The organism is Pectinatus brassicae, from assembly GCF_014201835.1.
In the GTDB taxonomy this organism is placed as follows: domain Bacteria; phylum Bacillota; class Negativicutes; order Selenomonadales; family Selenomonadaceae; genus Pectinatus; species Pectinatus brassicae.
In genome coordinates this window covers 109,915-134,404 of record NZ_JACHFH010000001.1, presented here as the reverse complement: position 1 = coordinate 134,404, position 24,490 = coordinate 109,915, and the positions used below count along the sequence as shown (strand labels likewise).

Here is a 24,490-nt window from a genome sequence, read left to right as displayed (position 1 = left end):
ATAATTAAAGATTGGCTATTGTGTTTTTGTAAAAAAATGTGTATAATAAGAAACAATTAAAAATGGCATGGGTAAAAGACCCCCTGATACAATGATGTATTTATGTATTAGGGGGTCTTTCTGTTTAAAAATATAATAGCTGTTAGCTGGAAAGGGATGTGGGGAATATGAGTGAAGGTATTTTAGAAGTACGAAAAAAATCGATAATGGTCAAAAATACCGGCTGCAGTGGCGATGGTACTGGTATTGACTGCGAAAAAGCCAGTGTGTCTGGGGCTGTAAGTCAAAGAGCCTGCGTTTATTGCGGGGCACGTGTTGTGTTAAATCCAATAACAGATGCATTTCATATAATCCACGGTCCTATTGGCTGTTCTAGTTATACCTGGGATATAAGAGGCAGCCTGTCAAGCGGTAGTGAAATATATCGCAATAGTTTTTCTACGGATTTACGGGAGAAAGATATAATTTTTGGCGGTGCAAAAAAATTAACGGCAGCTATTGACGAAGTTGTCGACAAATATTCAGCCAAGCTGATATTTGTTTATGCAACCTGCATCGTCGGGGTAATCGGTGATGATGTTGAGGCTGTATGCCGCGAAGCTGAAAATAAATATAAAATAAGAGTTATACCAGTTAAAGCCGAAGGTTTTTCCGGCACTAAAAAGCAAGGCTATAAATTAGCTTGTGATGCAGTTATGAAATTGATTCGTCCCTATAAAATTACTGACAAAAAAGGTCAGCATGGTTTAAATATTCTGGGGGATTTTAATCTGGCCGGTGAGATGTGGCTGATTAAAAATTATTTTAAAAAAATTGGAATCGAGGTAGTTTCTACTTTTACTGGTGATTCATCCCATGAAAATTTGCTAAAAGCTCCTCAAGCTGCACTTAATGTAGTACAGTGTGCCGGTTCATCAATGTATCTGGCGAATCAGATGGAAAAGGAATTTGCGATTCCGTTTATGAAGGTGAGTTTTTTTGGTATTGAAGATACCAGTGCATCTTTAATGCAGGTGGCTCACTTACTTGGAGATGAGCAGGTAATAGCCAAAGCCGAAGCGTTTACCAAAAAAGAAAGTGCCAGGCTGCGAAAATTTATGGCTCAATATAAGCCAAAGCTGGCAGGTAAAAAAGCCGCTATTTATGTTGGCGGTGGATTTAAGGCTATTTCACTTATCAGACAGTTCAATGAGATGGGCATAGAAACAGTAGTCGTTGGTACACAGACTGGACGTAAAGATGAATACGAAATTATCCAAAATATTGTAAACGATGATACAGTAATTCTCGATGATGCCAATCCGGCTGAATTAGAATATTTTATGAAGATAAAGCATGCCGATATATTAGTCGGCGGTGTAAAAGAACGCCCATTAGCTTATAAATTAGGAATAGCCTTTTGTGATCATAACCATGAACGTAAGCATGCTCTTGGTGGTTATGAGGGTGTAGAAAACTTTACTAAAGAAATAAATTTAAGTATAAATAGTCCTGTCTGGGAATATATGACAGCAATTTAATTATTAATTATAGACAGTTCGTGTTGTACTAGTTAATAAACTGGTGTGACTTTTAAAGCCGTCTCGGCACGGTGTGTACTGTATCTCTAGAATGCTAAAGCATTAAGAGCTACAGCATAGGGAAGGTGGCTTGACAAAGTCAAGTCGGAAGGGTTAACCCCTCAGGCAGCTTTGCTGCCAGCTCCACACACCTGTGTACTATATTTCTAAGCGCTAAAGCGCAAAGAACTATAGCATACAGGGGAGCCTTTCAGGCATCAAAAATTTAACTAACAAAATGCGAAGAGCGTGTATTTATTGGTAAAAAGGGGAGAGGGCTATGGAAAGTGCCGTTAATTTAAATATAAATCCTTGCAAAATGTGCGTACCTTTAGGTTCGGTAACAGCGTTATACGGCATTGCCCGTTGTATGTCAATTCTGCATGGCTCACAAGGCTGCAGCACATACATTAGACGCCATATGGCAACCCATTATAATGAACCGGTGGATATTGCATCTTCTTCATTAACGGAAGAAGGAACCGTTTTTGGCGGTGAGAAAAATCTATTGATTGGTCTGGAAAATCTTATTAGACTGTATGAACCCGAAGTTATTGGTGTATCGACAACATGTTTAGCTGAAACTATTGGTGAAGATGTAGCCGCTATAATTAAGAAGTTTTATGAGCAGCATCCTGACTGCAAGGCAAAAATTATACCTGTATCGTCACCAAGTTATGCCGGAACCCATTTTGACGGCTTTTTTCGTGCTTTACGGGCTATTGTTGAAAACGTTGAAATGGATGGGAAGAAAAATAATAAAATAAATATTGTTACTGGTATGATATCACCAGCAGACACAAGATACTTAAAGGATTTACTCGATGAGATGAAGGTGGAGTATATTTTGCTGCCGGATATATCAGAAAATCTTGATGGTGTTCATGGAGAAACTTATGAACGTTTGCCAAAGGGCGGAACCCCTATCAGTGAGATCGCCAAGATGGCAGGTGCCCGTTATACTATAGAATTATCTACTTTTAATAGTGATGATTTTTCACCAGCTGTTTACTTACAGGAAAAATATAATGTTCCCTATTGTCGTCTTGATCTGCCAATCGGTATAAAAGCCGTTGATGCTCTAGTCAATAAATTAAAGGAACTTGGCGGTGTCGTTACCGATAAATTACGCCGGGAACGCGGACGTTATCTTGATGCCATGATTGATTCGCATAAATATAATGCTATGGGCAGGGCAGCTGTATTTGGGGAACCCGATATGGTTAAAGGCATAGTTAATCTTTGTTGTGAAAATGGGATAGTACCTGTTGTTTGTGCTACTGGCTCAGTTTGCCATGATTTTTCAGAAAAACTGCAGAATCAGGTAAATAAAGCAGCTGAGGTTCAGTTGGTAGAAAAAACAATCATAAAAGATGATGCGGATTTTACTAATATTGAAAATTATATTGCTGACTGCAAAGCAAACATAATGATAGGCAGTGGTGATGGTCATCGGATCGAAGAACGTACAGGAATTTCGTTGCTGCGCTGCAGTTTTCCTATTCATGATCGAATTGGCGGACAGAGAATCCGCATGCTGGGCTATTCAGGCTCAATGAAAATGCTTGATGATATAGCCAATATATTGTTGGCAAAATTGGAAGGGAATTATCGGCAGGATATTTATAATAAATATTTTCAGACAGAAAATGAAAATAAACCGATATCTAATATTGTCAGTATAAAAGAAAAACAGCTTTTGCAGGAAAAAACACTCAAACATCCTTGCTTTACCTGTGGCGGTGGTAAATATGCCCGTATGCATCTGCCAATAGCACCTAAATGCAATATTCAATGTAATTATTGTGTGCGTAAATATGATTGTGCTAATGAAAGCCGTCCTGGCGTTACAACAGAAATATTATCACCGCAGCAGGCCTTGGAAAAGTATATGCTGGTCAAAGAAAGAGTCCCCAATTTGACTGTAGTTGGAATTGCTGGACCTGGTGATGCTTTAGCTAATTTTGAGCAGACACGAAAATCTCTGCAATTGATTCGTGATTATGATCCGGAAGTAACATTTTGCTTATCGACAAATGGCTTGATGCTGCCGCAATATGCACAGGATATTATAGATTTGGGCGTTACACATGTTACAGTTACCTTAAATGCTGTAGATCCTAAAATCGGCGCCAAAATTTATAAGCATGTTGATTATATGGGAATGCGCTATACCGGTGAAAGTGCAGCTGGCATACTTTTAGGCAACCAGCTCAATGGTATTCGTTATCTGACACGGCATGGCATTATCTGCAAAATAAATATTGTTATGCTTAAAGGAATAAATGAAAATCATATTACTGATATTGTAAAAAAAGTAAAAGAACTTGGCTGTGAGATAACAAATATAATGCAGCTTATACCGGTAAAAGGTAGTGCCTTTGAAGATATGCCGCTTGTATCCAATAAAGAAATAATGCAGATGCGCAAACAATGCGGTGAACATATGAAACAGATGTATCATTGTAAGCAGTGCCGCGCCGATGCTATTGGGACTTTGGGGAATGATATATCCATAGAATATCGTACTACTGCTGTTAAAGCTGGGGACAAGCTGGACAGTCCTGGTCAGCGATTTGCGGTAGCTACTAAGAGTGGCATGCTTGTTGACTGTCATTTTGGTCAGGTTGATGAGTTTTATATTTATGAAAGTGATGGCGTGAATATTCGTTTTATTGAAAAGCGTAATATTGATAAATATTGTGAAGGTAAAGAGTCTTGCGATGATAAAGCCGGAAAAATTGAAAAAATATTATCAGCAATAGATGATTGTGGTACGGTCATTGCGCTGCGTATAGGTGAAACACCGAAAAAACGGTTGGCAGCAGCAAACATAAACATAATAGAAACATACGATAGAATTGAAACGGCCGTAAAAAAATCGGCAATACAGCAAAAAGATACCAGTAAAACTTTAGTTAAGGCTTTATAGCAGGTATGTCTTCTAAGGGGGCGGTAAATATGATAACGGATGTTACCCTGTGTTATAGGGAAAAGGCAAAGCAATATGAGCAGCGCCAGATTTTGCAGGCGTTAAAACGATTACCCATAGACAGTATAGAAATGAGCATACCAATTTGGGAAAATATTTCTTGGGGTCAATTACCACATCATAGATATGCCCTGCGCATTACAGAATATAAAGATATAAAAAAATACCAGGGGTTTTCTCGGTATATTTTATCTGATGACCTTAAACATATGGCAGGCTATAAGCAAAGTATAATTTTCAATGCTGATGGCAAAAAAATACAGCAGCGTATTACTGGTGATGCGGGTTTATCGGTAATACAGATGCAAGATGTATTTAAACAATGGCATAAAACTGAAATAATATCGTTTGAACCGCTGGACTTATCAGGTCAGGCCACAGCTTTGGCTGTTTCCTGGCTGGAGAGTGGCGGACAGAACATTGTCACTGCCTTTAATGGTCTTGGCTGTCATGCGCCATTAGAAGAAGTTCTACTGACAATGCATTTGGAAAATATAAAAAAAATAGAGGGGAATCTTGATTTTACAGTACTGCAAAAAATATTGCCAATATCAGCCAATAAGCCAATTGTTGGTAAATCAATATTTGCCGTAGAGTCAGGAATACATGTCGATGGCATATTAAAAAATCCCCAGCTGTATGAACCATATCCACCGGAGCTTGTTGGCGGACAGCGACAAATAGTTTTAGGAAATATATCGGGAAAAAATTCTATAGAAGCTAAGCTGAAAGAATTGAAAATCAATTATGCTCAAATAGATAACGCGGCTATTTTAAAACGGGTAAAAGAAAAATCACGCATGTTGTGCAGAGCCATTACTGACAAAGAATTTTTTGATTTAATTGGCTGGAAAGGCAATGTTTAAAATGATGAATGAAAAATATTGTCTTATAGATACAACATTGCGCGATGGTGCCCAAAGTCCTCTCATCATGTTTAGCGATAAAGAAAAAATTTCAATAGCAGAAATGTTGGATAAAAAAGGCGTTTATCAAATTGAGGCAGGTATTCCAGCAGTGGGAAAAGCCGAGCGCGATATGATAAAAGAAATCAAAACAGTTTGTGAAAAAGCTAAAATATCGGTTTGGAATCGATTGAATAAAGATGATATACAAGCATCGTTAGAGTGCCAAGCCGATATTATTCACATAAGTGTGCCTGTCTCCTATCGGCAGATACATGATAAACTGCAAAAAGATGAAATATGGCTCATGGACAAAATAGAAGAAATTTTAACATATACAGTATTATATGCTGAGGAAATAACTATTGGAATGGAAGATGCCTCCAGAGCAGATGTTGATTATATGATTAATATTATAAAAAAAGTACAGCAATTTGGCGTAAAGACAGTTCGTTTTGCTGATACTGTAGGTATAATGACACCAATAGTGGTTTTCCAGCAGATAAAAGAACTAATAGAAAATACAGCAATAAATATAGAATTTCATGGTCATAATGATTTGGGGATGGCTATAGCTAATTCAATTGCAGCGGTAGAAGCAGGTGCCTGCTTTATTGATACCACTGTTAATGGTATAGGTGAACGCTGCGGTAATTGTGATATGGATAAATTCATATTTGCCGCTTCAACAATATTTGCTAACAAGAAAATGAGGGGATAAAGGGTGAACAAAATGGATAAGACAGATAGAGCAATATTAAAAAATTTGCAGAAAAATGCCCGTATGACAATTTCGGATTTGAGTGCAGCTATTTCATTATCAATGCCGGCTGCTAGTGAGCGCTTGCGTAAACTGGAAACATCAGGTGTTATTAAACAGTACACAGTGGTTATTGATCCGGAAAAGGTAAATAAAAATTTAACGGCATTGATGTTTTTGCGGTTTGATAATACCCATAATGGTGAAGAATTTGCTGAATATGCCAAGACTGAAAATGAGATAAATGAGTGTTATTATATTACCGGTGAGTATGACTATTATTTGAAAATAGTAACAGAGGATGCCCGCACTTTAAAGGCATTACTGGCACGCATTAAAAATAATCCTGGTCTTGTAAAAACATCAAATCTTGTAGTATTGTCCAATATAATTGATAATGTGTCGGTCTTATCAGAATAAAATATTTAGTTGTAAATAATGGATGTGTTTTAAATAAATTATATATGGATGTATAATTGATACCTTATAAAATTAAAATTTTATAAGGTATTTTGCTTGTGTTGAAAACGTTGCAATTATGAGGCAGCATCTTAATGGTAGCTTGATTATCATAATTTTAATAAAGTATGTAAAGCGAGGGAAAAACTGTTATAATAATAGATATTGCATTGATAGAAGAAAAACTGCCTTGTATAATATAGTATACAGGGATGAGATGGAGGAATATAAATGGCAAAAATTATATTAACGGGTGACCGACCAACGGGCAGACTGCATATAGGTCATTATGTCGGCTCTTTACGCGAACGTGTAAAATTACAAAATTCAGGTGAATTTGATAAAATATTTATAATGATAGCTGATGCTCAGGCATTAACCGATAATGCCGATAATCCAGAAAAAGTGCGGCAAAATATTATTGAGGTAGCACTTGATTATTTAGCTTGTGGACTTGACCCAGAAAAATCAATTATTTTTATCCAGTCACAGATACCACAATTATGTGAGCTGAGTTTTTACTATATGAATCTTGTTACAGTATCACGTTTACAGAGAAATCCCACGGTAAAAGCGGAAATTCAGGCAAGAAATTTTGAAGCCAGTATCCCGGTTGGTTTTTTTACATATCCTATCAGTCAGGCAGCTGATATAACTGCTTTTCAGGCAACAACTGTACCAGTTGGCGAAGACCAGATGCCTATGATTGAGCAGACCAGGGAAATTGTTCGTAAATTTAACATAACCTACGGTGAAGCACTTACTGAGCCCGATATCTTACTGCCAAGTAATGAGGCTTGTCTGCGTTTGCCGGGACTTGACGGCAAGGCTAAGATGAGTAAATCACTTGATAACTGCATTTATTTATCGGAAACAGCTGATGAAATCAAGAAAAAAGTAATGAATATGTATACTGATCCTGAGCATATTCGTGTTGCTGATCCTGGCAAAATTGAAGGGAATACCGTATTTACATATCTTGATGCTTTTTGTCAGCCAGAACATTTTAGCAAATACTTGCCTGACTATAATAATCTTGATGAGCTTAAAGCGCATTATCAACGCGGTGGCTTAGGTGATGTTAAGGTTAAGAAATTTTTATATGCAATTCTTATGGAATATTTAGAGCCAATTAAGAAGCGTCGCACAGAATTTGAAAAAGATATTCCTGCAGTATATAAAATGCTGCAGGAAGGTACGCGTAAAGCTGAGGCTGTAGCGGCACAGACTTTGGCTGCTGTAAAAGACGCTATGCGTATAAATTATTTCGACGATGCGGCATTAATTGCCGAACAGGCGAAGAAATTTCAAAATAAATAATGATTAATAAAAAATTGGAAGAACTGATATAGTTCTTCCAATTTTGCTTAAGAAAGGATTAGATATGAAAAAAAAATTAAGTATAACAATTGTAATGATATGTTTTTTAGCAGCTGCCTTTACACAAATTGCGATGGCCAATGGCATTACTAATTATCCGCCATTATGCAGTGCACAATTTTGGCAGGATAAAATGTCAGACGGTAAAAATATAGTGTTAAATGACACAGAAAAAACGGCATTTAATACATCAATTATAAAAAAAACGAGCAGCATGGCTGATTTAAAAAATTATCCACTGACGATGAGCCGCGCAGATATTAAAAATATGGCACAAGCATCAGCTGTTTTTCCCAATAATTCTTATGATGAAAATGGCCAATTATTGTCTGCCAATGAAAAAAATGAGCTATTGGAAAAAATGAATTTGGCTAATTTACCGCAAACGCAAAATTTATTAATGGGTATAGTTGTAAAACATAGCAATATAAGAACAATGCCAACATTGAGTCCGGTTTTTTCCGTGCCATATGCCAGTCAGTTCGATATGTTTCAAGAAACGGTCGCAGATGCTAATGAGCCGGTAATAATATTAAATACAAGTACTGATAATAACTTTTATTATATACAGATGTATAATTATCGTGGCTGGATTGCCAGTGCGAATGTAGCTATTGTACAGGATAGAAACAAGTGGCTTAATTATGTACAGCCGGAGAATTTTTTAGTAGTAACAGGTAAATCATATACATTGCCCAATAGTGGAGAAAATATATTTTATCAAATGGGCAGTAAAATAGTATTCACACAGAAAAAAGGCAATATTTATAGAGTGATTGTACCGCAGCGTGATGATTATGGCTATTTGCAGGAAAATAATATTGATATTACGCTGGATGATAATTTGCATGAAGGGTTTTTGCCGTATACGCGCAATAATATAATTGCTGAAGCCTTTAAATATTATGGCGAACCCTATGGCTGGGGCGGACTCAAAAACAGCGTGGACTGCTCGAGTTTTATTGCTAATATTTATCGTACAGTAGGTATTTACCTGCCGCGTAATGCCGATGAACAGGAACAGACTTATGGTAGACATTATGATTTTTCGGGACTAAACGAAGCGCAGATTTATCAAAATATACTTGATAACTGCAAGCCGGGTGACGCTTTGTATATGGATGGGCATACCATGCTGTATTTAGGCAATATTAATGGGACACCATATATAATCCATGCCTTGGGCAGTTATACAAGAGTCAGTGATGGCAGTTACAGCAAACAGCGTATATTGCGCGTAGTTGTCAGTGATTTATCACTGCATTTATCTAGCGGTAATAGCTTTGCCGCGGCATTGACATCAGCGGTATCTTTTCATTAATAAACAAAACACCATCGGAAAAATTCCGATGGTGTTTTGTTTTACTTATGTTCTTTGCCGGTCATAGTAGAAATTTTTATTTTTAAGACAGTGGTTTTTTCACAGGCTTTTTCAATATAGCCCATGCCCTTGTCATAAAATTCAGGACTGTATTTTTTTATTAAAAGAGTCAGCGCTGCTTTTTTTTCGGGAATATCCGTTAAGACTGATATTGTGCCAAAAGCTATAGCGGATTTAAACTGACTGGTAAATTTAGCGGCATCAGTTGCAGCACTTTCTACGGTAGAGAAGCAGACATTGGAATTTACTTTGATATTATCTAATTTCATACCCTCAGCCGCACAATGCAGATAAATATTATCAGTGCCATCATAGGCAAAACTGATAGGAACGCCATAAGGAATATTTTCATTGTTACTGGTTGATAAGGTTCCATATAAAGCGTTATGTAGTACGGATTTCGTATTGTCATCAGACATTTGACGGTCTTTGCGGCGCATTTCTTTTATCATTATATGACGCTCCTTAAAAAATAAATTCGATATTGCTTAGACGATGTTTTATTTCCTTAATAATAGCCATTTCATCCTGTTCAGTATCAGCTTCAAAAGTCACTGACATACGTACATAAGGACCGGCATCATCCCATGGTACAGTGGAAATAAGCTGCTGTTTAATTAAAAACTCACAAAAATCTTCAGCTGATGTAAATTTTATGCCACTTTTAGTTCCTTGGGGAATTTTCACATAGATATAGAAAGAGGCTTTAGGTTTTTGGGCAGCAAAGCCAAGTTCTTTTAATGCTGTTACCAGTAAATTATGACGACGGGAATATTTTAAGGCAGTTTTTTCAGTGATTTCAGGATGGTTAAAGCAATAGATACCAGCTTTTTGAATAGCAGCAAATTGACCGGAATCATTATTGTCTTTTACGGCAGCGAAGCCTTTTATTACTTTTTCATTGCCGCAGATAAAAGCTAATCGCCAGCCAGTCATATTAAAGGCCTTGGATAGCGAATGAATTTCTACGCCGATATCTTTAGCACCTTCAATAGATAAGAAGCTCAATGGTTTTTCACCATCAAAGGTAAGGGCAGCATAAGCGGCATCAGATACGACAATGATATTATGTTTTTTGGCAAAGACTACGACTTTTTCGAAAAATTCTTTGGTGGCCACGGCACCGGTAGGATTATTAGGATAGTTTAAATATAATAATTTGGCTTTTTGGCACTGTTCTTCAGTTAAGGAATCAAGATTAGGCAGAAAATTATTTTCTGGTAAAAGCGGCAGATTGACAACTTCACCGCCTAGACCTTTAGTAGCGCTGCCCATGACAGGATAGCCTGGTACGGTCATAATGGTGATATCGCCTGGATTAATAAATGCTTGTGGCAAAAGAGCAAGTATTGGCTTGGAACCAATACCATGGTTGATTTCGTTTACTGGATCAAGGCCGTCGACATTAAATACGTCAGACATATATTTAGTGGCAGCATCTTTAAATTCCTGCAGACCATTATCGGTATAAAAGCGGTTTTCTTTAAGTTTAGCCTGTTCATAAAGAACTTCAACAACAGTATCATCTGCTTTCCAGTCTGGTTCACCGACGCCTAAATCAATTAATGGTAGATTGGGGTTTTTAGCATGGGCTTCTCGTTTAGCACGTTTTATTTTTTCGAATTTATATAAAACGGTACCCTTACCAAATTTATTGCCGCCGATACGGTCAGCGAAAGCTTCTTGGATAAAATCATTTTGCATGAAAAAAACTCCTTTATAATTATTTGTATCATACAAGTAAAAGTGGTGGTTAATGAGATAACAGTGATTATTGACTGGCCTTAGATAAAGCCTCTACCAATAATTCAAACGAGTTCATTACTTCCCTAACATGGCCTTTAGGGAGATTAGTGATGACTTTTTTGTAATAGTTTTCTATATCTTTTTGCAATAGCTGTGCAGCAGCAAGACCGCTGTCAGTGAGTTTTGCTTCTACTATTCGTTTATCATAGTCGGCTTTAGTACGGATAATTAATTTATCGCGTACAAGATTATTCATTATCCGAGTGATGGTACTGATATTTAAATGCAGATGCTGGCTTATTTCATTAATAGATAAAGTCTTGAACTTATATAATTCCAGCAATATATAACACTGGGAATTAGTTAGGCCGTGCGTTCTGATTTGTTCGCGCTCCAGCATTTGAAAAGTACGTACAGTCTTACGCAGTAATACGCCAATATCTTGTACACATCGCTGGTATTTTTCTTCACTACTGATAATAACTCTCACCTCTTGTATAGTTGTAACATACAAATATTTATATGTCAAATAAAAATATAAAAAACTTCCCCATAAATTAGCTTTTCAATTGTAATTTATGGGGGAATTTAAGCGTTAAAATATTTTATTTAGTTATTTTGATAAGAGATTTATATAATAAGTAAGCATTTTTTCCATGCCAAGATTAGCTGATTTTTTTAATTCTAAATAATCTTTTGCGGGATTTTCTTTTATTTCTTTCATAGCACTGACAAGAAAATCAGTAAAGATATTGACTTTGGAAATACCTTCGTTTACGCATCTTTTTAAATTTTCTTCACCGGTACCAGAGCTACCATGTAAAACAAGTGGAATAGTAATAGCAGCGGCTAATTCATGTAAGCGTTCAAAATTAAGCACCGGATTTTTATTGTTTTTATATACACCATGAGCTGTGCCGATAGAAACTGCTAGGGAATCAATATTGGTATGTTTAACAAATTCACGGGCTTCTTCTACAGTAGTATAGATAGAATCTTCAGCTTGGGCGGCACTGGGATTTTCTTCATTGCCGCCAACATGGCCTATTTCAGCTTCAACAGTTACATTATTAGCATGGGCTAAAGCTACGATTTCTTTAGTTATACGGATATTTTCTGTTAAGTCATACATGGAAGCATCAATCATAACAGAGCTGAACCCCAATTTTATAGCATCTTTTAAATAATTGATGTTAGTACCATGATCAAGATGCAGGGCAATTGGAACATTTACCTGCTTGGCAACCATTTTACCGATAACAGCTGCTTCTTCTAAAGTAATAACATGCTTGTGGGCTTCGGCAAATGACAGTAGGATTGGTGTATTTAATTTTTCCGCAACTTGGACAAAGGTTCTTGCTGAGTCAAGGTCGATAAAATCAGGGGCAACTACGCCGTAATTACCATTTTTCGCTTTTTGTAATATTTCTTTTGAATTTACTAACATAATCATTACTCCTAAAAATTATTTAACCAGTGGTAATGATTTTTTTTATTAGTATATAATACCAATGGTAAAAAGTCAATAAAAAAGACAAAAGTGTGTTGAAAAATTACTAGCACACTTTTTTTATATTGTGGAAATGATTCTAAAACGGCTTTTATAGGCATCTGCTTTGGCGGTAGCATATTGAATGATATTGCCGGACTTATCGTAGGTGATAATACGGGTAACTGATAATGGAGCATTTTTTTGTAAGTTTAGATAGGTTGCTTCTTGTATATCGGCTTTTTTTACTTCAATAGTCTTATCTTCTTTAAAAGGAATAATATTATTATTTTCCAAAATACGAAACAGTGAAATATTGGTAAAATCGGTTTGCATTAGCTGTGGACAAAGATTAAGTGGAATGTAATCATCGGATAATGAATAAAGCTCATTATTGACATAACGCAGGCGTTTTAGATGAAATACCAGTTCATCTTCTTTAAGATTCAGGCAGGCGGCGATATCAGCATGGGGAACTTCAATATCTTGCTGTAATACGGAACTCTTGGTAATTTTTCCAGCAGAGGTAAGGACTTGAAATAAGCCTAACCCATGATTATTGGCATTGGAATAATCAATTGGAACTTTGTTGCCAATATAAAAGGAGCCGCGCCCCTGGATACGGGTGATTAAATTATCTTTTTCCAGATTTTCTAAGGCTTTTCTGATAGTCGGGCGGCTCACGTTAAAATTTTGGCACAATTCTCGTTCACTGGGTATGGGGGCAAAGTATTCCAATTCAGCGAAATTATCCAATAGTTTTTTTTGTATTTTTGCGTGTAAGGGCATTGTTTTTTCAGTTTCCATATATAATTATTCTCCAAGATTTAATGTAGATAATAAAAACATTGTTTTTATTCTATTATAAATAACAGATATTAGCAATATTAACAAAAATGCTTTGAAAAAAGTGAATTTAAATAAAATAAAAAATATTATAAAAACATATTGCATATAATTTTTACCTATGGTAATATTTATCTAAACCAGTGGTAAACATGATGGAGGAATTATGATGACAAAAGTTAAATGTCCTTTTTTAGTTGTTAATCCAAAATCTTATTTGTATGGAATAAAATCCTTAGAGTTGGCAAAAGCTGTTGACAGGACAGCAAAAAAAAGTAATTTGCAGATTTTTTTCACCTGTCCGTTTACTGATATTCGTTATATAAAAGAAAATACTAATACGTTAATAGTAACAGCGCAGCATATGGAAGCATTAAAACCGGGGCGTGGTATGGGACATATATTACCAGAGTCATTGCAGGCGGCTGGTGCTGGTGCGGTATTTTTAAATCACGCTGAAAATCCTTTGACAATGGCAGAACTTACAAAATGTATTAAGCGTGCTAAAGAATTAGATATAATTACGATTGTTTGCGCCGATTCTTTGACGGAAGCGATAGCTATTGCCAAACTAGATCCCGATATTTTATTATGTGAGCCAACGGATTTAATTGGTACAGGGAAGGTCGCTGATAATAGCTATATATTAAAAACAACGGAAAAAATAAAAGAAATAAATCCCAATATTGCGGTAATGATTGCTTCAGGAATAACTACGCCTGAAGATGTATATAATGTTATAAAACTTGGCGCAGATGGTACGGGGGCAACGAGTGGCATATTAAATGCGCCAGATCCTGCTGCTCGTGTTGAAGAAATGATAGAGGCAATATTAAGAGCAGAAAGAGAAAAAAATTAATTGGAGTGTGAACAAATATGACGGTTTATAAGGAAACGATTAAACTGGAATCACATGGACAACGGCCTACTTTTATTGATATTACTAAGAGTGTAAAAAAGGCTATTGAAAACAGCAGGATAAAAAATGGAATTTGTACGGTAATATCACCGCATACAACCTGTGCTGTTTTTTTTGAGGAATTCGTACATGATTATGATGAAAATGGCGATGAATTTTTACAAGTAGATTTAAATAATGTACTTAAAAAAATCATACCGGATAATATTGAACAGGGGCAGTATAATTATCCCGGCGAAAAACATTTTGCAGAAGTTGAATCATGGCCGGAAGCGGAATTTTATTTACCAGGCGGCGACCGTAGTGCCCTTTTGAACTGTGATGCCCATTTAAAGGCAACGCTTATTGGCTCCAGTGAAACTTTTGAAGTTGATGAAGGCAAGCTTGGAGTGGGGACAACGGGCTATGTTTATTTTGTTGATTTTGACAGGGCCAGACCGCGTCCGCGTAAATGTAAGATTATCATTATTGGTGAATAATAAAAAAACCAATTGTTCTATTATTTTTTTAGATAGAGCGATTGGTTTTTTTTTATATAAAATATTTTATTTTTCCTCTTTTATATTATGATAGAAGAATGTATAATAGGTGAGCAATATATTCTAATTTTATTAATAGAGGTGCTTGACTATGCGGCGTAAGGTCGTTTTGTTATGTTTAACGTTTTTAGTTTTTTTCTCACAATCTGTATTTGCCTTTAGTTTTATAAGTGATAATTCACAAAAAATTATTGAAGACACATGGAATGCCCAAACTATGAATCAGCTTGAGGATGGTGTTGTGGCTGTACCGCAAACGGCTATTGATAATTATCTGCAGTCAGTTTTAGCGGAATATCCGGAATTTAAGCAGGTAAAGCTTAATATTCATGCGGATAATAAAATAGAAGCTGATATTGATACAGCAGCTTCGGGAAAAATAAAAGTGGAAGGAACAATTACTGCCTTTAAACAAAATAAGGATATGTCTTCGATGACCGTCCATATTGATAAAAAGGAATTACTTAATCGTCCGGTTACTTCCTGGCTTTTTTCACGTATGAGTATTGGTATGCTGATGAAATTGTTTGGCAATCCCCTAAGTGATAATCAATATGGAGTAGCAGTAGAAGCAAAAGATAATAATTTAATAATAAATTTTAAACCATTTATTGATAAATCATCATTGAAGCAAGTGGAAATAATGGGCAACAGTTTAGTTGACGCTGTAAACATTGATGATATAACAAGTGCTGAAGGAGTATTATATTTACACACTTCAATTAATGGCGGCAATATGCTTATTAACACAATAAAAAATATTTTATAATAAAAATGATGCTTACATTTAGTAAGCAGCATTTTTATTATTTTTTAATCCATATGCTCAATGACATAGTCAACAGGACGGCTCCAATTAACATAGACATTGGTATGTTCCCATAAACGTGTTAAGGCCAATTTGAAGTTATCAAGATTATCTAGTGGATTTATAGTAATCGATGTGAAATCATGCATTGTTTTATGAGGAATTTGCAAAGTAAGACTTTTAGCTAAGAAATCTGTTACGGATTTTTTTGCTTGTTCTGATTTTAAGAAGATAGCAGCTTTTTTTTCTTCAATATAATATTCAATATAGCCAATATCATTATAAGTTTCAAAATCATACCAATTAACAGCAACCTGAAATGTATTATTCATTTAAATAAATACCTCTTTCGATAATATAGGATTATATACAATAAAAAATAGCAGTGGTAAGATGCGATAGTGATTGTGAAAAACTACACTAATTTTACCAAAAATAATTCAGTAGCACAACTGTATAGAATTTAAGTATATTTGTCAAGTCTTGCACGGCATATTTATTTGTGCTATTATAAATTACAGAAATAACGTATATCTCAGGCCTGTAGTGTTTGTAAGCTTTTTAATTATGTCTAACCTTACTCTTTCCCAAAAAGGAACCTGATTTTGACTTATAGCTGCTGGATCACCTTGTAGTGAATAGCAAAAGTATTGTCTTAAGGTACCGCCCTGCATATATGCAGGTCTAGGCATGTAGAAAGTTACGGCATTTTGGGCCTATAAAGAACACCATCCAATTGGATGGTGTTTTTTATTTATTTTTAGGCAGTTAATTTTAGTTGCAAGAAGGAAATAGAATAGTAAAGAGGAATTTTATAAATTGAACCAATTTTCTTAAAGTTAATATTTTTTGACAAAGGATTTGTACTAAATATTTTAATGCCATGGAGGAATTTATGATGGAATTTGATATAAAGACTTATTTTGAAACGATTATGTCATCTTCTAATGATGCCATAATTATAAAAGATATGAATTTTTCTGTGAAATATTGGAGTAAAGGAGCAACTGTTATCTATGGGTATTTAGCCCAGGAAATTGTTGATAAGCCGATAAAATTATTAATACCGAAAGAAACAAAAGATCAGCTGCTATATATTGAATCCAATATTATCAATAATCAGCCGATAAAAAATTTTATTACAAAACGGCAAACCAAGGATGGAAGAATAATAGATATTTCACTAACTGTTGTGCCGGTATACAATAATGAAAATAAGCTTATTGGGGCAGTAAGCATTGGCCGGGATATTACTGAACAGCTTAAGTTAGAAGAAAAATTGCAGAAAAAAAAAGCGGCGATAAATTTTATTGCCAAAAAATTACAGCTGCATAAAAAATTGTTTTTGTATGCTAACAATGGTTTTATAGTAACGGACAGTCAGGGCAGTATTTTAGATGCCAATAAGGCTTTTTTAGCATCATGCGGCTATATATTAAATGAAATACAAGGGAAAAATATAAAGTTTTTTAAAACGAAAAGACATAATGCACAATTTTATGATGATATGATTGATAAATTAAAAAAAGTTGGAAACTGGAAAGGTGAAATTTGGAATAAACGTCGTAATGGTACTTTTTATTTAGAAGCAGTTACGATAGGGGTTATTCGTAACAAAATAGATGATGAAATAGAATATTATTATGCTATAACCAATGATTTAACAGAACGATTAAAATATGAATCAGAACTTTACCATCAGGCTTATCATGATGCGTTGACAGGACTGCCCAACAGGCGTTTTTATTATGAATATTTAAAAAAAGCACTGATGCGGGCCAAGGTAGAAAATAAAATGCTGGCAACATTCTTTTTGGATGTAGATAATTTTAAAAATGTTAATGATAGTTTGGGGCATGATGTTGGTGATATTTTACTGCAGAAGGTGTCAGAGCGATTAGCACATACTATTAGGAAAAATGATATTGTTGCTCGTATGGGGGGCGATGAATTCACTTTAATTATAGAAGATGTTGCTGATACAGATGCGGTGATTACTGTTGCCAATAAGATAATAGATATTATTCAAAAACCGTATTATCTTGTAGAGAAAACAATATTGGTAACATGCAGTATTGGGATTAGTATATATCCTTATAATGGCAGCGACATTATGGAACTAACTAAAAGTGCGGATGTAGCATTGTATAGGGCTAAAAATGCGGGCAAGAACCGTTATTGTATATATCGTGATGAATAATTAATGAATATAGTAAGGGATAAACAATGAAAAAATATTATGGCAAAGTAATGTTGTCATTACTGACGTGTCTATGGTACAGCTCTAATAATGCCTTTGCCTATACTGCTATATCTGTACCGCAGAATGCAAAATTGCTTATTGATGAAGCATAAAATATTTTTATATCAGTGGTAATGATTTTGATGCCGGTAATTTTGTAACAAACTTGCATCCGACGCTGATGATTACTTTGGGAATATCTTTTTATGTACTGCTGGCTATTTCGTATCTAGTCGATATTTATAGAGGACAGATAAAGCAGGGCAACGATGTAATCGGTTTTTGTTTGTATATTATATTTTTCCCTAAGCTGATATTTGGCCCGTTGATGAGATATGTGGAATTTGAGCAGCAGGTTTATGGAAGAAAATACTCATTACGTTTATTCTCAACAGGGGTTTGCCGCTTGGTAAAGGGAATGGCAAAAAAATGGATTATAGCTGATACTATCGGCTTGGTCGCTAATCAGGCTTTTGCGATGAATAATGAAACAATATTGCCGTTTCCTTTAGCATGGCTGGGAATCATATCATATGGACTACAGTTTTATTTTGATTTTTCCGGGTATTGTGATATGTCTATAGGCATGGGCTATATGCTGGGGTTTAAGCTGCCGGAAAACTTCAATTATCCTTATATTACTAAATCGGTAAGAGAATTTTGGCGTCGTTGGCATATTACTTTGGCAGATTGGTTCAAGGAATATGTTTATATTCCACTAGGTGGCTCAGTGGTAAAAAATAAGGATATCTTAATACGAAATGTGTTTTTAATATTTATTTTATTAGGGATATGGCATGGCCTTAATTCAACATTTATCGTATGGGCAATTTATAATTTTTTATTTACGTTAATGGAAATTTTAGTGGAATGGGACAAACGAAATATTGCTGATTTTTATCGACATATATATTTCTTTATATTTGTTGTACTCTCAGGAATCTTGTTCAGGTCAGAATCGCTGTTGCTGGCGGGGCGATATTTTGTGGGCTTAATAGGTGTCGGGGGATTTGATATGCATTATGCTGTCCAATTCATAAGTGCCTATGGTATATATTATATAATTGCGCTATTATTTTGTCTGCCAATATCACGTCGTATGAATACATTGCTGATAAACAATGTTTTTAAGTCATGGTATACGAATTTTGTTATGATTATATATCCGGTTTGTATGCTGGTATTATTTGTTATAGCATTGTCATATTTAATGATAGGAACTAAAATATCATTTGTTTATTTTAGCTTTTGAGAAAAAGAGTTGATAAAATATGGTAAAAAAATTTTTTCGCATGAAAATAGTTGCAGCTGTATTTATTGTTGTATTTTGGTGTAGTTTTTCGCTGATGAATATGGTAAGCAGCTTGGGGCGGATAGACAATTTTTATTTGTCTGAGGGAACAATTTTGGTAAATAGTTCAACAGAAAAATTAGTCCCATTAAAAGAGTATGTTGAAAAAAATGTTTTTGAATATGATAAATTCAGGTATGTATATATAGCGGCAGAAAAAGTGATGCTGCTTCGGGATAACCATAAATTGAAAATATTAAAAGAATCACCGGGGTATTTTTATGCTGAGTAAAGAATTTTTTTTAGTGGGAAAAAATATAATATTAGCGGCAGGCAGTTTAATATTAGCATTAAGTTGTTTTTTCCCCAGTATTGCCTACTGTCGGGAGGTTGCTGCAATATCACCAGAAAATAATATTAGGATATTGCCATTTAAACATGTTATAAATATTGGTAATGCCTTGGATGCACCTAAAGATATTTTTTGGGGAGTGGAATTAAAAGACGAATATTTTGCGACAATAAAAAAAGCAGGTTTTGATGGTGTACGTTTACCAGTACGGTTTTCTGATTATGTTGTTGATGGTAAGCTTGATGAAAATTTCATGAAAAAAATAGATAAGCATATTGAAGCAGGGCTAAATCAGGGATTATATATTATTCTTGATTTTCATCATTTTAATGAAATAATGGATAAACCAGTAGAAAATCGTCATCTTTTATTGCAGATATGGCAGCAGCTGTCAGTAAGATATAGCAAGTATTCAGATAAATTGGTTTTTGAAATTCTTAATGAGCCGCAGAAAAATTTAACAGCTGATTTATGGAATGAATATTTGGCAGGTGCTGTAAAAACAATTCGGCAAAATAATCCTAAACGTTATATTATCATTGGTGCAGGCAGTTATAATAATATTGCTGATTTAAAAAAATTAATATTGCCTAAGACCGATAATTTAATAGTGACTTTTCATTATTATGAGCCACCGGAGTTTACGTTTCAGGATAATCCTTATTTAGGCTATGAACAATATAAGAATATCAAGTGGCAGTCATCTTTTAGTGAACGACTGAAGATTGCTCGTGATTTTCTGCAAGTCAAGCAATGGGCTATAGATAATAAGGTCCCAGTTTTTTTAGGGGAATTTGGTGTAAATAAAAATGTGCCTGAGAATATGAGAGTTTTATGGACGGAATGTGTGCGCAAGGAAGCCGAGCAGGATGATTTTTCCTGGGGGTATTGGGAATTTGGTTCAGCTTTTGGCATATATGATTTAAATAAAAATGAATGGGATAAGGCTTTATTACAGGCATTGCTGGCAAAGGAAAAAAATAGTTAAAATAATAAAAATCGGCGGCTCACATTTTTATGTGAGCCGCCGATTTTTTAAACGAATAAGGCAATTTGATCTGTTTCATTCATGCCTTCAAGGCAGCCGTGTTCACGTAATATTTCAATAGAAGGTGTTGGTACACCAGCACGTTTTTTCAAATCATCAATCGAAGAGAACTCACCATTTTTGCGAGCCTCGACAATATTATGGGCAGCGGTGATTCCTACGCCGGGCAGAGCTGATAACGGCGGAAGCAAGGATCTTTCATGCATGATGAATTTATCTGCTAATGATTCATAAAGATTTACTTTTTCCACGGTATAGCCGCGTAAATACATTTCCCAAGCCAATTCTAAAACGATTTGCAGTCCTTTTTCTTTTACAGAAAGCTTTTTAACTTTATCCTGCTCGGCTAATGCATCAAGACTTTGGCGAACGGCATCCTGTCCCTGTGCAATAAGATGGGCATCGAATTCATCAGCACGAATGGAAAAATAAGCAGTATAGAAAGCTAATGGATAATGCACTTTACAAAAAGCAATACGATAAGCCATCATAACATATGCCGTAGCATGGGCACGTGGGAATAAATATTTAATTTTTTGGCAGGAGTCAATATACCAGTCGGGGATGCCGCCTTCTTTTAATTTAGCAACGACATCGTCTTTAATGCCGCGTCCCTTACGAACATTTTCCATAGTTTTGAAAGCAAGTAGTGGCTCGATGCCTTTATGAATCAAGTACATCATAATATCGTCACGAGCCGAGATGGCATCGGATAAGGTACAGGTATTATTTTTAATTAAATCCTGGGCATTATTGAGCCAAACATCAGTACCGTGGGAAAAGCCGCTTATTCGTACCAGATCACTGAATTTTTCCGGTCTTGTATCATCAATCATCTGCCGTGTAAATGGTGTGCGAAATTCCGGAATACCAAAAGTTCCGGACGTGGCACCAAGCTGTTCCGGCGTGACGCCTAAAGCATCAGTGGAGTAAAAAAGACTCATGGTAACAGGATCATCAAAGGGGATAGTTTTGGGGTCGCGATGGGTAATGTTTTCCAGCATTTTTATTACGGTCGGATCATCATGACCGAGGATATCAAGCTTAACCAGACGACTGCTGATGGAATGATAGTCAAAATGAGTCGTTATTGTGGTAGTATCCTTATCATCAGCAGGACGTTGTATCGGGGTAAAATGATGTACATCCATATTGCGGGGAATAACCATTATACCGCCAGGATGCTGTCCAGTAGTTCTTTTTACGCCGGTACAGCCAGCAACAAGACTGTTTATATAAGCATCGCGTTTTTTGGTACCTTTGTCATTGAAATAACCGCGGACATAGCCGTAAGCAGTTTTATCAGCAACAGTAGCTATTGTTCCGGCACGAAAAACATTATCTTTACCAAATAATTCTTCTGTATATTTATGGGCGACAGGCTGATAATCACCGGAGAAATTTAAGTCGATATCAGGTACTTTATCACCATCAAATCCCATAAATACAGCAAATGGTATATCGTGACCGTCTTTTATCATCAAAGTACCGCAATATGGACATTCTTTATTAGGTAAATCAAAACCACAGCCATAAGAGCCATCAGTAATAAATTCACTGCTGTGGCATTTTGGGCAGCGCCAATGCGGTGGCAGTGGGTTTACTTCGGTAATATCAGTCATGGTCGCTACAAAGGAGGAGCCGACAGAGCCCCTTGAACCAACAAGATAACCATCATCAAGTGATTTTTTAACGAGCTTGTGGGCAATTAAATATAATACGGCGAAACCATGGCCGATAATTGACTGTAATTCAAGCTCTAAACGTTCGGAAACAAGTTGTGGCAAATTTTCACCATAGAGCATTTTAGCCTTAGTATAACTCATATCATGGATTTGTTCATCAGCACCGGGAATCATCGGTGAATATAAATCATCTGGTATTGGTTTGATTATATCAATCATATCGGCAATTTTGCGGGGATTTTCGACAACGGCCTGATAGGCCAGTTCGTCATCTAAATAAGTAAATTCTGCCAGCATTTCCTCAGTTGTTCGCAGATAAAGCGGTGGCTGTTGGTCGGCATCCTTAAAACCTTTACCTGCCATTAAAATAGCGCGGTAAATACTGTCTTCAGGATTTAAGAAATGAACATCACAGGTAGCAATGAGCATTTTCCCCAACTTCTTAGCAATTTGGGCAACTTTAAGATTGATTTTTTGTAAATCTTCATCTGTTTTTATTTCAGGAAAAGTTTCACTGCGGATTAAAAATTCGTTATTGCCGGTTGGCTGGATTTCTAAATAGTCATAAAAAGAGGCAATCTGCAGTAATTCCTCATCTGATTGTCCAGCAACGATAGCTCTGATTAATTCACCAGCTTCACAGGCTGACCCAATAATTATTCCCTCGCGATATTCAGACAGTATTTTCTTGGGAATGCGAGGCCTTTTTTGTAAATATTTAAGATGTGCTAAGGAAACCAAACGGTAAATATTGCGCAGACCGATGGAATTTTGTGCCAATAATATAATATGGTTAGCTCGTTTTTGTTGTTCATCCTCGATAAGATAGCCTTCAAGACCATAAATTATTTTGATATCAAGCTTTTTGTCGGCAATAGTTTTTGCCGCTTCAGGAAAGGCCTGAACAACACCGTGGTCAGTTATGGCAATGGCTGGCCAGCCCCATTTAGCAGCAGTGCAGATTAAATCTTTAGCAGATACCACAGCATCCATATTGCTCATATGGGTATGGGCGTGCAGTTCGACACGTTTTTCGTGAGCCGTATCGTTGCGAGTTTTCATTTCGCCTTTATAAATGCTGTTGGGCATTATGACGAAATCATTATTAAAGCTGTCAAAGCGAATACTGCCGGCAATTTTAATGATTAAGCCGTTAGATAGATTGGTGTTGACGCGTTCAAATTCTTCTTTATCCTTGAAGAAAATTTTACAGTCGATGCCATTAGTTTTATCGGCTAGCTCGAAGGTTAGTAAATTGTTGCCGGTCTTAAATTCACGGCTGTTGATATTGTTTACCTTGCCAAGCAGGACAGCTGTTTTCATTTCACCATCAATATCGTCAATCGGCATAATATTGCCACTAATGCGTTTGCCGTAAATCCAGCCGGCATCAGTACTGTTAGGCGGCGGGCCTGATTGCTTACGATAGTTGTTATTGCCGCGTGTTGGATTATAAGTTTTAGTTGCAGTTTTTTCTGACGGGGTATCACTGACTGGCGGTGGTGTGTAATCAACCATTACATAGTCATCTTGTTCTTCTTTAGCAGGTTCGCTATTATCAGTAGCTATAAATCCTATCCGGCATTCTAAGTCGAGTAGTTCATAGATAATTTGCTGTAAAGTTTTATTGACACTATGGGCATGCAGTATTTCCTCAGCAAGCGTGCCCTTGATTTCTAAGGTGAGCATATTACCATCAATAGAATAAGTCGATGATAGCAGTAAAGCTTTTACTGTAGGATTGCCTTTGGCAGCAGCAATGATAATTTTAGACCAGTTTTGTTTGATACGAGCAGCAAAATCAATAATATCCTGATAGAACATCACTTTATTTACATGACAATTATCAGCAATAAAATTTGCAGCTTGAGCAAGCATTTCATCAGGAAGATATTTATAGGTATTTAGTAATATTTCCCATATATTATTCTTTAAGTCAATTTCCACATGTTTTATAGTGCTGGCTTTTAGAAGAATCATAAAATCTTCATCTAAGGGCAGCGAATCGAGCAGTCGGCGAAATTTATCACCTGATTGCGGAATTATACGGTATTTACTCATAAATAATTAAATGCCTCTTTCAAAAAAC

At 35.8% G+C, this 24,490-nt stretch carries 22 protein-coding genes and 1 other RNA gene; 16 read left to right on the top strand and 7 right to left on the bottom strand.

Annotation, left to right across the window (positions count from 1 at the left end):
* The first annotated feature begins 167 nt into the window (after window positions 1-167).
* The 7 genes from nifE (at window position 168) to HNR32_RS00700 (ending at window position 9,376) form a co-directional block, all read left to right on the top strand.
* Complete coding sequence (gene nifE / locus HNR32_RS00730) at window positions 168-1,520, top strand: nitrogenase iron-molybdenum cofactor biosynthesis protein NifE (RefSeq protein WP_183858863.1); 1,353 nt, start codon at window positions 168-170, stop codon at window positions 1,518-1,520.
* A gap of 319 nt (window positions 1,521-1,839) precedes the next feature.
* The gene (gene nifB / locus HNR32_RS00725) at window positions 1,840-4,491 is read left to right on the top strand and encodes a nitrogenase cofactor biosynthesis protein NifB (RefSeq protein WP_183858862.1); all 2,652 of its coding nucleotides are present in this window, start codon (window positions 1,840-1,842) and stop codon (window positions 4,489-4,491) included.
* 29 nt (window positions 4,492-4,520) lie between these two features.
* The gene (locus tag HNR32_RS00720) at window positions 4,521-5,417 is read left to right on the top strand and encodes a homocitrate synthase/isopropylmalate synthase family protein (protein ID WP_183858861.1); all 897 of its coding nucleotides are present in this window, start codon (window positions 4,521-4,523) and stop codon (window positions 5,415-5,417) included.
* A complete protein-coding gene (locus HNR32_RS00715; protein ID WP_221300526.1) occupies window positions 5,395-6,177 on the top strand; it encodes a hydroxymethylglutaryl-CoA lyase-like TIM-barrel protein in 783 nt (260 codons plus the stop codon). Before HNR32_RS00720 ends, HNR32_RS00715 begins: the two co-directional genes overlap by 23 nt.
* Window positions 6,178-6,189: 12 nt before the next feature.
* Window positions 6,190-6,636: an Lrp/AsnC family transcriptional regulator gene (locus tag HNR32_RS00710; RefSeq protein ID WP_183858860.1), complete on the top strand. Its 447-nt coding sequence runs from the start codon at window positions 6,190-6,192 to the stop codon at window positions 6,634-6,636.
* Between the two features lie 270 nt (window positions 6,637-6,906).
* A complete protein-coding gene (trpS, locus tag HNR32_RS00705; protein ID WP_183858859.1) occupies window positions 6,907-7,995 on the top strand; it encodes a tryptophan--tRNA ligase in 1,089 nt (362 codons plus the stop codon).
* Window positions 7,996-8,059: 64 nt separating this feature from the next.
* Window positions 8,060-9,376 (top strand): NlpC/P60 family protein, encoded by a 1,317-nt coding sequence (locus HNR32_RS00700; RefSeq protein WP_183858858.1) that lies wholly within the window; start codon window positions 8,060-8,062, stop codon window positions 9,374-9,376.
* 41 nt (window positions 9,377-9,417) lie between these two features.
* Here the strand turns inward: HNR32_RS00700 and HNR32_RS00695 are convergent, their stop codons facing one another.
* The 5 genes from HNR32_RS00695 to HNR32_RS00675 form a co-directional block, all read right to left on the bottom strand.
* The gene (locus tag HNR32_RS00695; RefSeq protein WP_183858857.1) at window positions 9,418-9,888 is read right to left on the bottom strand and encodes a pyridoxamine 5'-phosphate oxidase family protein; all 471 of its coding nucleotides are present in this window, start codon (window positions 9,886-9,888) and stop codon (window positions 9,418-9,420) included.
* A gap of 13 nt (window positions 9,889-9,901) precedes the next feature.
* On the bottom strand, window positions 9,902-11,140 hold the full coding sequence (locus HNR32_RS00690) for an LL-diaminopimelate aminotransferase (RefSeq protein ID WP_183858856.1): 1,239 nt from the start codon (window positions 11,138-11,140) through the stop codon (window positions 9,902-9,904).
* A gap of 67 nt (window positions 11,141-11,207) precedes the next feature.
* Entirely contained in the window at window positions 11,208-11,696 is a 489-nt protein-coding gene (locus HNR32_RS00685) for a MarR family winged helix-turn-helix transcriptional regulator (protein WP_231038215.1), read from the bottom strand.
* Between the two features lie 99 nt (window positions 11,697-11,795).
* Window positions 11,796-12,629, bottom strand: coding sequence for a class II fructose-bisphosphate aldolase (locus HNR32_RS00680; RefSeq protein ID WP_183858855.1), 834 nt, complete (start codon window positions 12,627-12,629; stop codon window positions 11,796-11,798).
* A 123-nt stretch (window positions 12,630-12,752) separates the two neighbouring features.
* Window positions 12,753-13,478 (bottom strand): GntR family transcriptional regulator, encoded by a 726-nt coding sequence (locus HNR32_RS00675; RefSeq protein ID WP_183858854.1) that lies wholly within the window; start codon window positions 13,476-13,478, stop codon window positions 12,753-12,755.
* A gap of 208 nt (window positions 13,479-13,686) precedes the next feature.
* Here HNR32_RS00675 and HNR32_RS00670 point away from each other — a divergent pair, with 208 nt between their 5' ends.
* The 3 genes from HNR32_RS00670 to HNR32_RS00660 all read left to right on the top strand — a co-directional run bounded on the left by HNR32_RS00670 (window position 13,687) and on the right by HNR32_RS00660 (window position 15,744).
* Entirely contained in the window at window positions 13,687-14,376 is a 690-nt protein-coding gene (locus HNR32_RS00670) for a triose-phosphate isomerase (RefSeq protein WP_183858853.1), read from the top strand.
* Between the two features lie 17 nt (window positions 14,377-14,393).
* Complete coding sequence (locus tag HNR32_RS00665) at window positions 14,394-14,915, top strand: YjbQ family protein (RefSeq protein WP_183858852.1); 522 nt, start codon at window positions 14,394-14,396, stop codon at window positions 14,913-14,915.
* A gap of 151 nt (window positions 14,916-15,066) precedes the next feature.
* Window positions 15,067-15,744 carry a hypothetical protein gene (locus HNR32_RS00660; protein WP_183858851.1) on the top strand — a complete coding sequence of 226 codons (678 nt, stop codon included), beginning with the start codon at window positions 15,067-15,069 and terminating at the stop codon, window positions 15,742-15,744.
* A gap of 44 nt (window positions 15,745-15,788) precedes the next feature.
* Here the strand turns inward: HNR32_RS00660 and HNR32_RS00655 are convergent, their stop codons facing one another.
* Window positions 15,789-16,115, bottom strand: a complete 327-nt coding sequence (locus HNR32_RS00655; RefSeq protein ID WP_183858850.1) for a hypothetical protein — start codon at window positions 16,113-16,115, stop codon at window positions 15,789-15,791.
* A gap of 203 nt (window positions 16,116-16,318) precedes the next feature.
* Between HNR32_RS00655 and ssrS the strand changes: the two genes are divergently transcribed.
* The 6 genes from ssrS to HNR32_RS00630 all read left to right on the top strand — a co-directional run bounded on the left by ssrS (window position 16,319) and on the right by HNR32_RS00630 (window position 20,656).
* Window positions 16,319-16,504, top strand: a non-coding RNA gene (ssrS, locus tag HNR32_RS00650) — 6S RNA.
* Between the two features lie 174 nt (window positions 16,505-16,678).
* Window positions 16,679-17,983, top strand: a complete 1,305-nt coding sequence (locus HNR32_RS00645) for a sensor domain-containing protein (protein WP_183858849.1) — start codon at window positions 16,679-16,681, stop codon at window positions 17,981-17,983.
* A 26-nt stretch (window positions 17,984-18,009) separates the two neighbouring features.
* Window positions 18,010-18,138 (top strand): hypothetical protein, encoded by a 129-nt coding sequence (locus tag HNR32_RS14005; protein ID WP_260162416.1) that lies wholly within the window; start codon window positions 18,010-18,012, stop codon window positions 18,136-18,138.
* Between the two features lie 68 nt (window positions 18,139-18,206).
* The gene (locus tag HNR32_RS00640) at window positions 18,207-19,277 is read left to right on the top strand and encodes an MBOAT family O-acyltransferase (protein WP_183858848.1); all 1,071 of its coding nucleotides are present in this window, start codon (window positions 18,207-18,209) and stop codon (window positions 19,275-19,277) included.
* 19 nt (window positions 19,278-19,296) lie between these two features.
* On the top strand, window positions 19,297-19,608 hold the full coding sequence (locus tag HNR32_RS00635) for a hypothetical protein (protein WP_183858847.1): 312 nt from the start codon (window positions 19,297-19,299) through the stop codon (window positions 19,606-19,608).
* A complete protein-coding gene (locus tag HNR32_RS00630) occupies window positions 19,598-20,656 on the top strand; it encodes a glycoside hydrolase family 5 protein (protein WP_183858846.1) in 1,059 nt (352 codons plus the stop codon). Before HNR32_RS00635 ends, HNR32_RS00630 begins: the two co-directional genes overlap by 11 nt.
* A 47-nt stretch (window positions 20,657-20,703) precedes the next feature.
* Here HNR32_RS00630 and HNR32_RS00625 read toward each other — a convergent pair whose 3' ends face one another.
* The gene (locus HNR32_RS00625) at window positions 20,704-24,462 is read right to left on the bottom strand and encodes a PolC-type DNA polymerase III (RefSeq protein WP_183858845.1); all 3,759 of its coding nucleotides are present in this window, start codon (window positions 24,460-24,462) and stop codon (window positions 20,704-20,706) included.
* Between the last annotated feature and the right edge of the window lie 28 nt (window positions 24,463-24,490).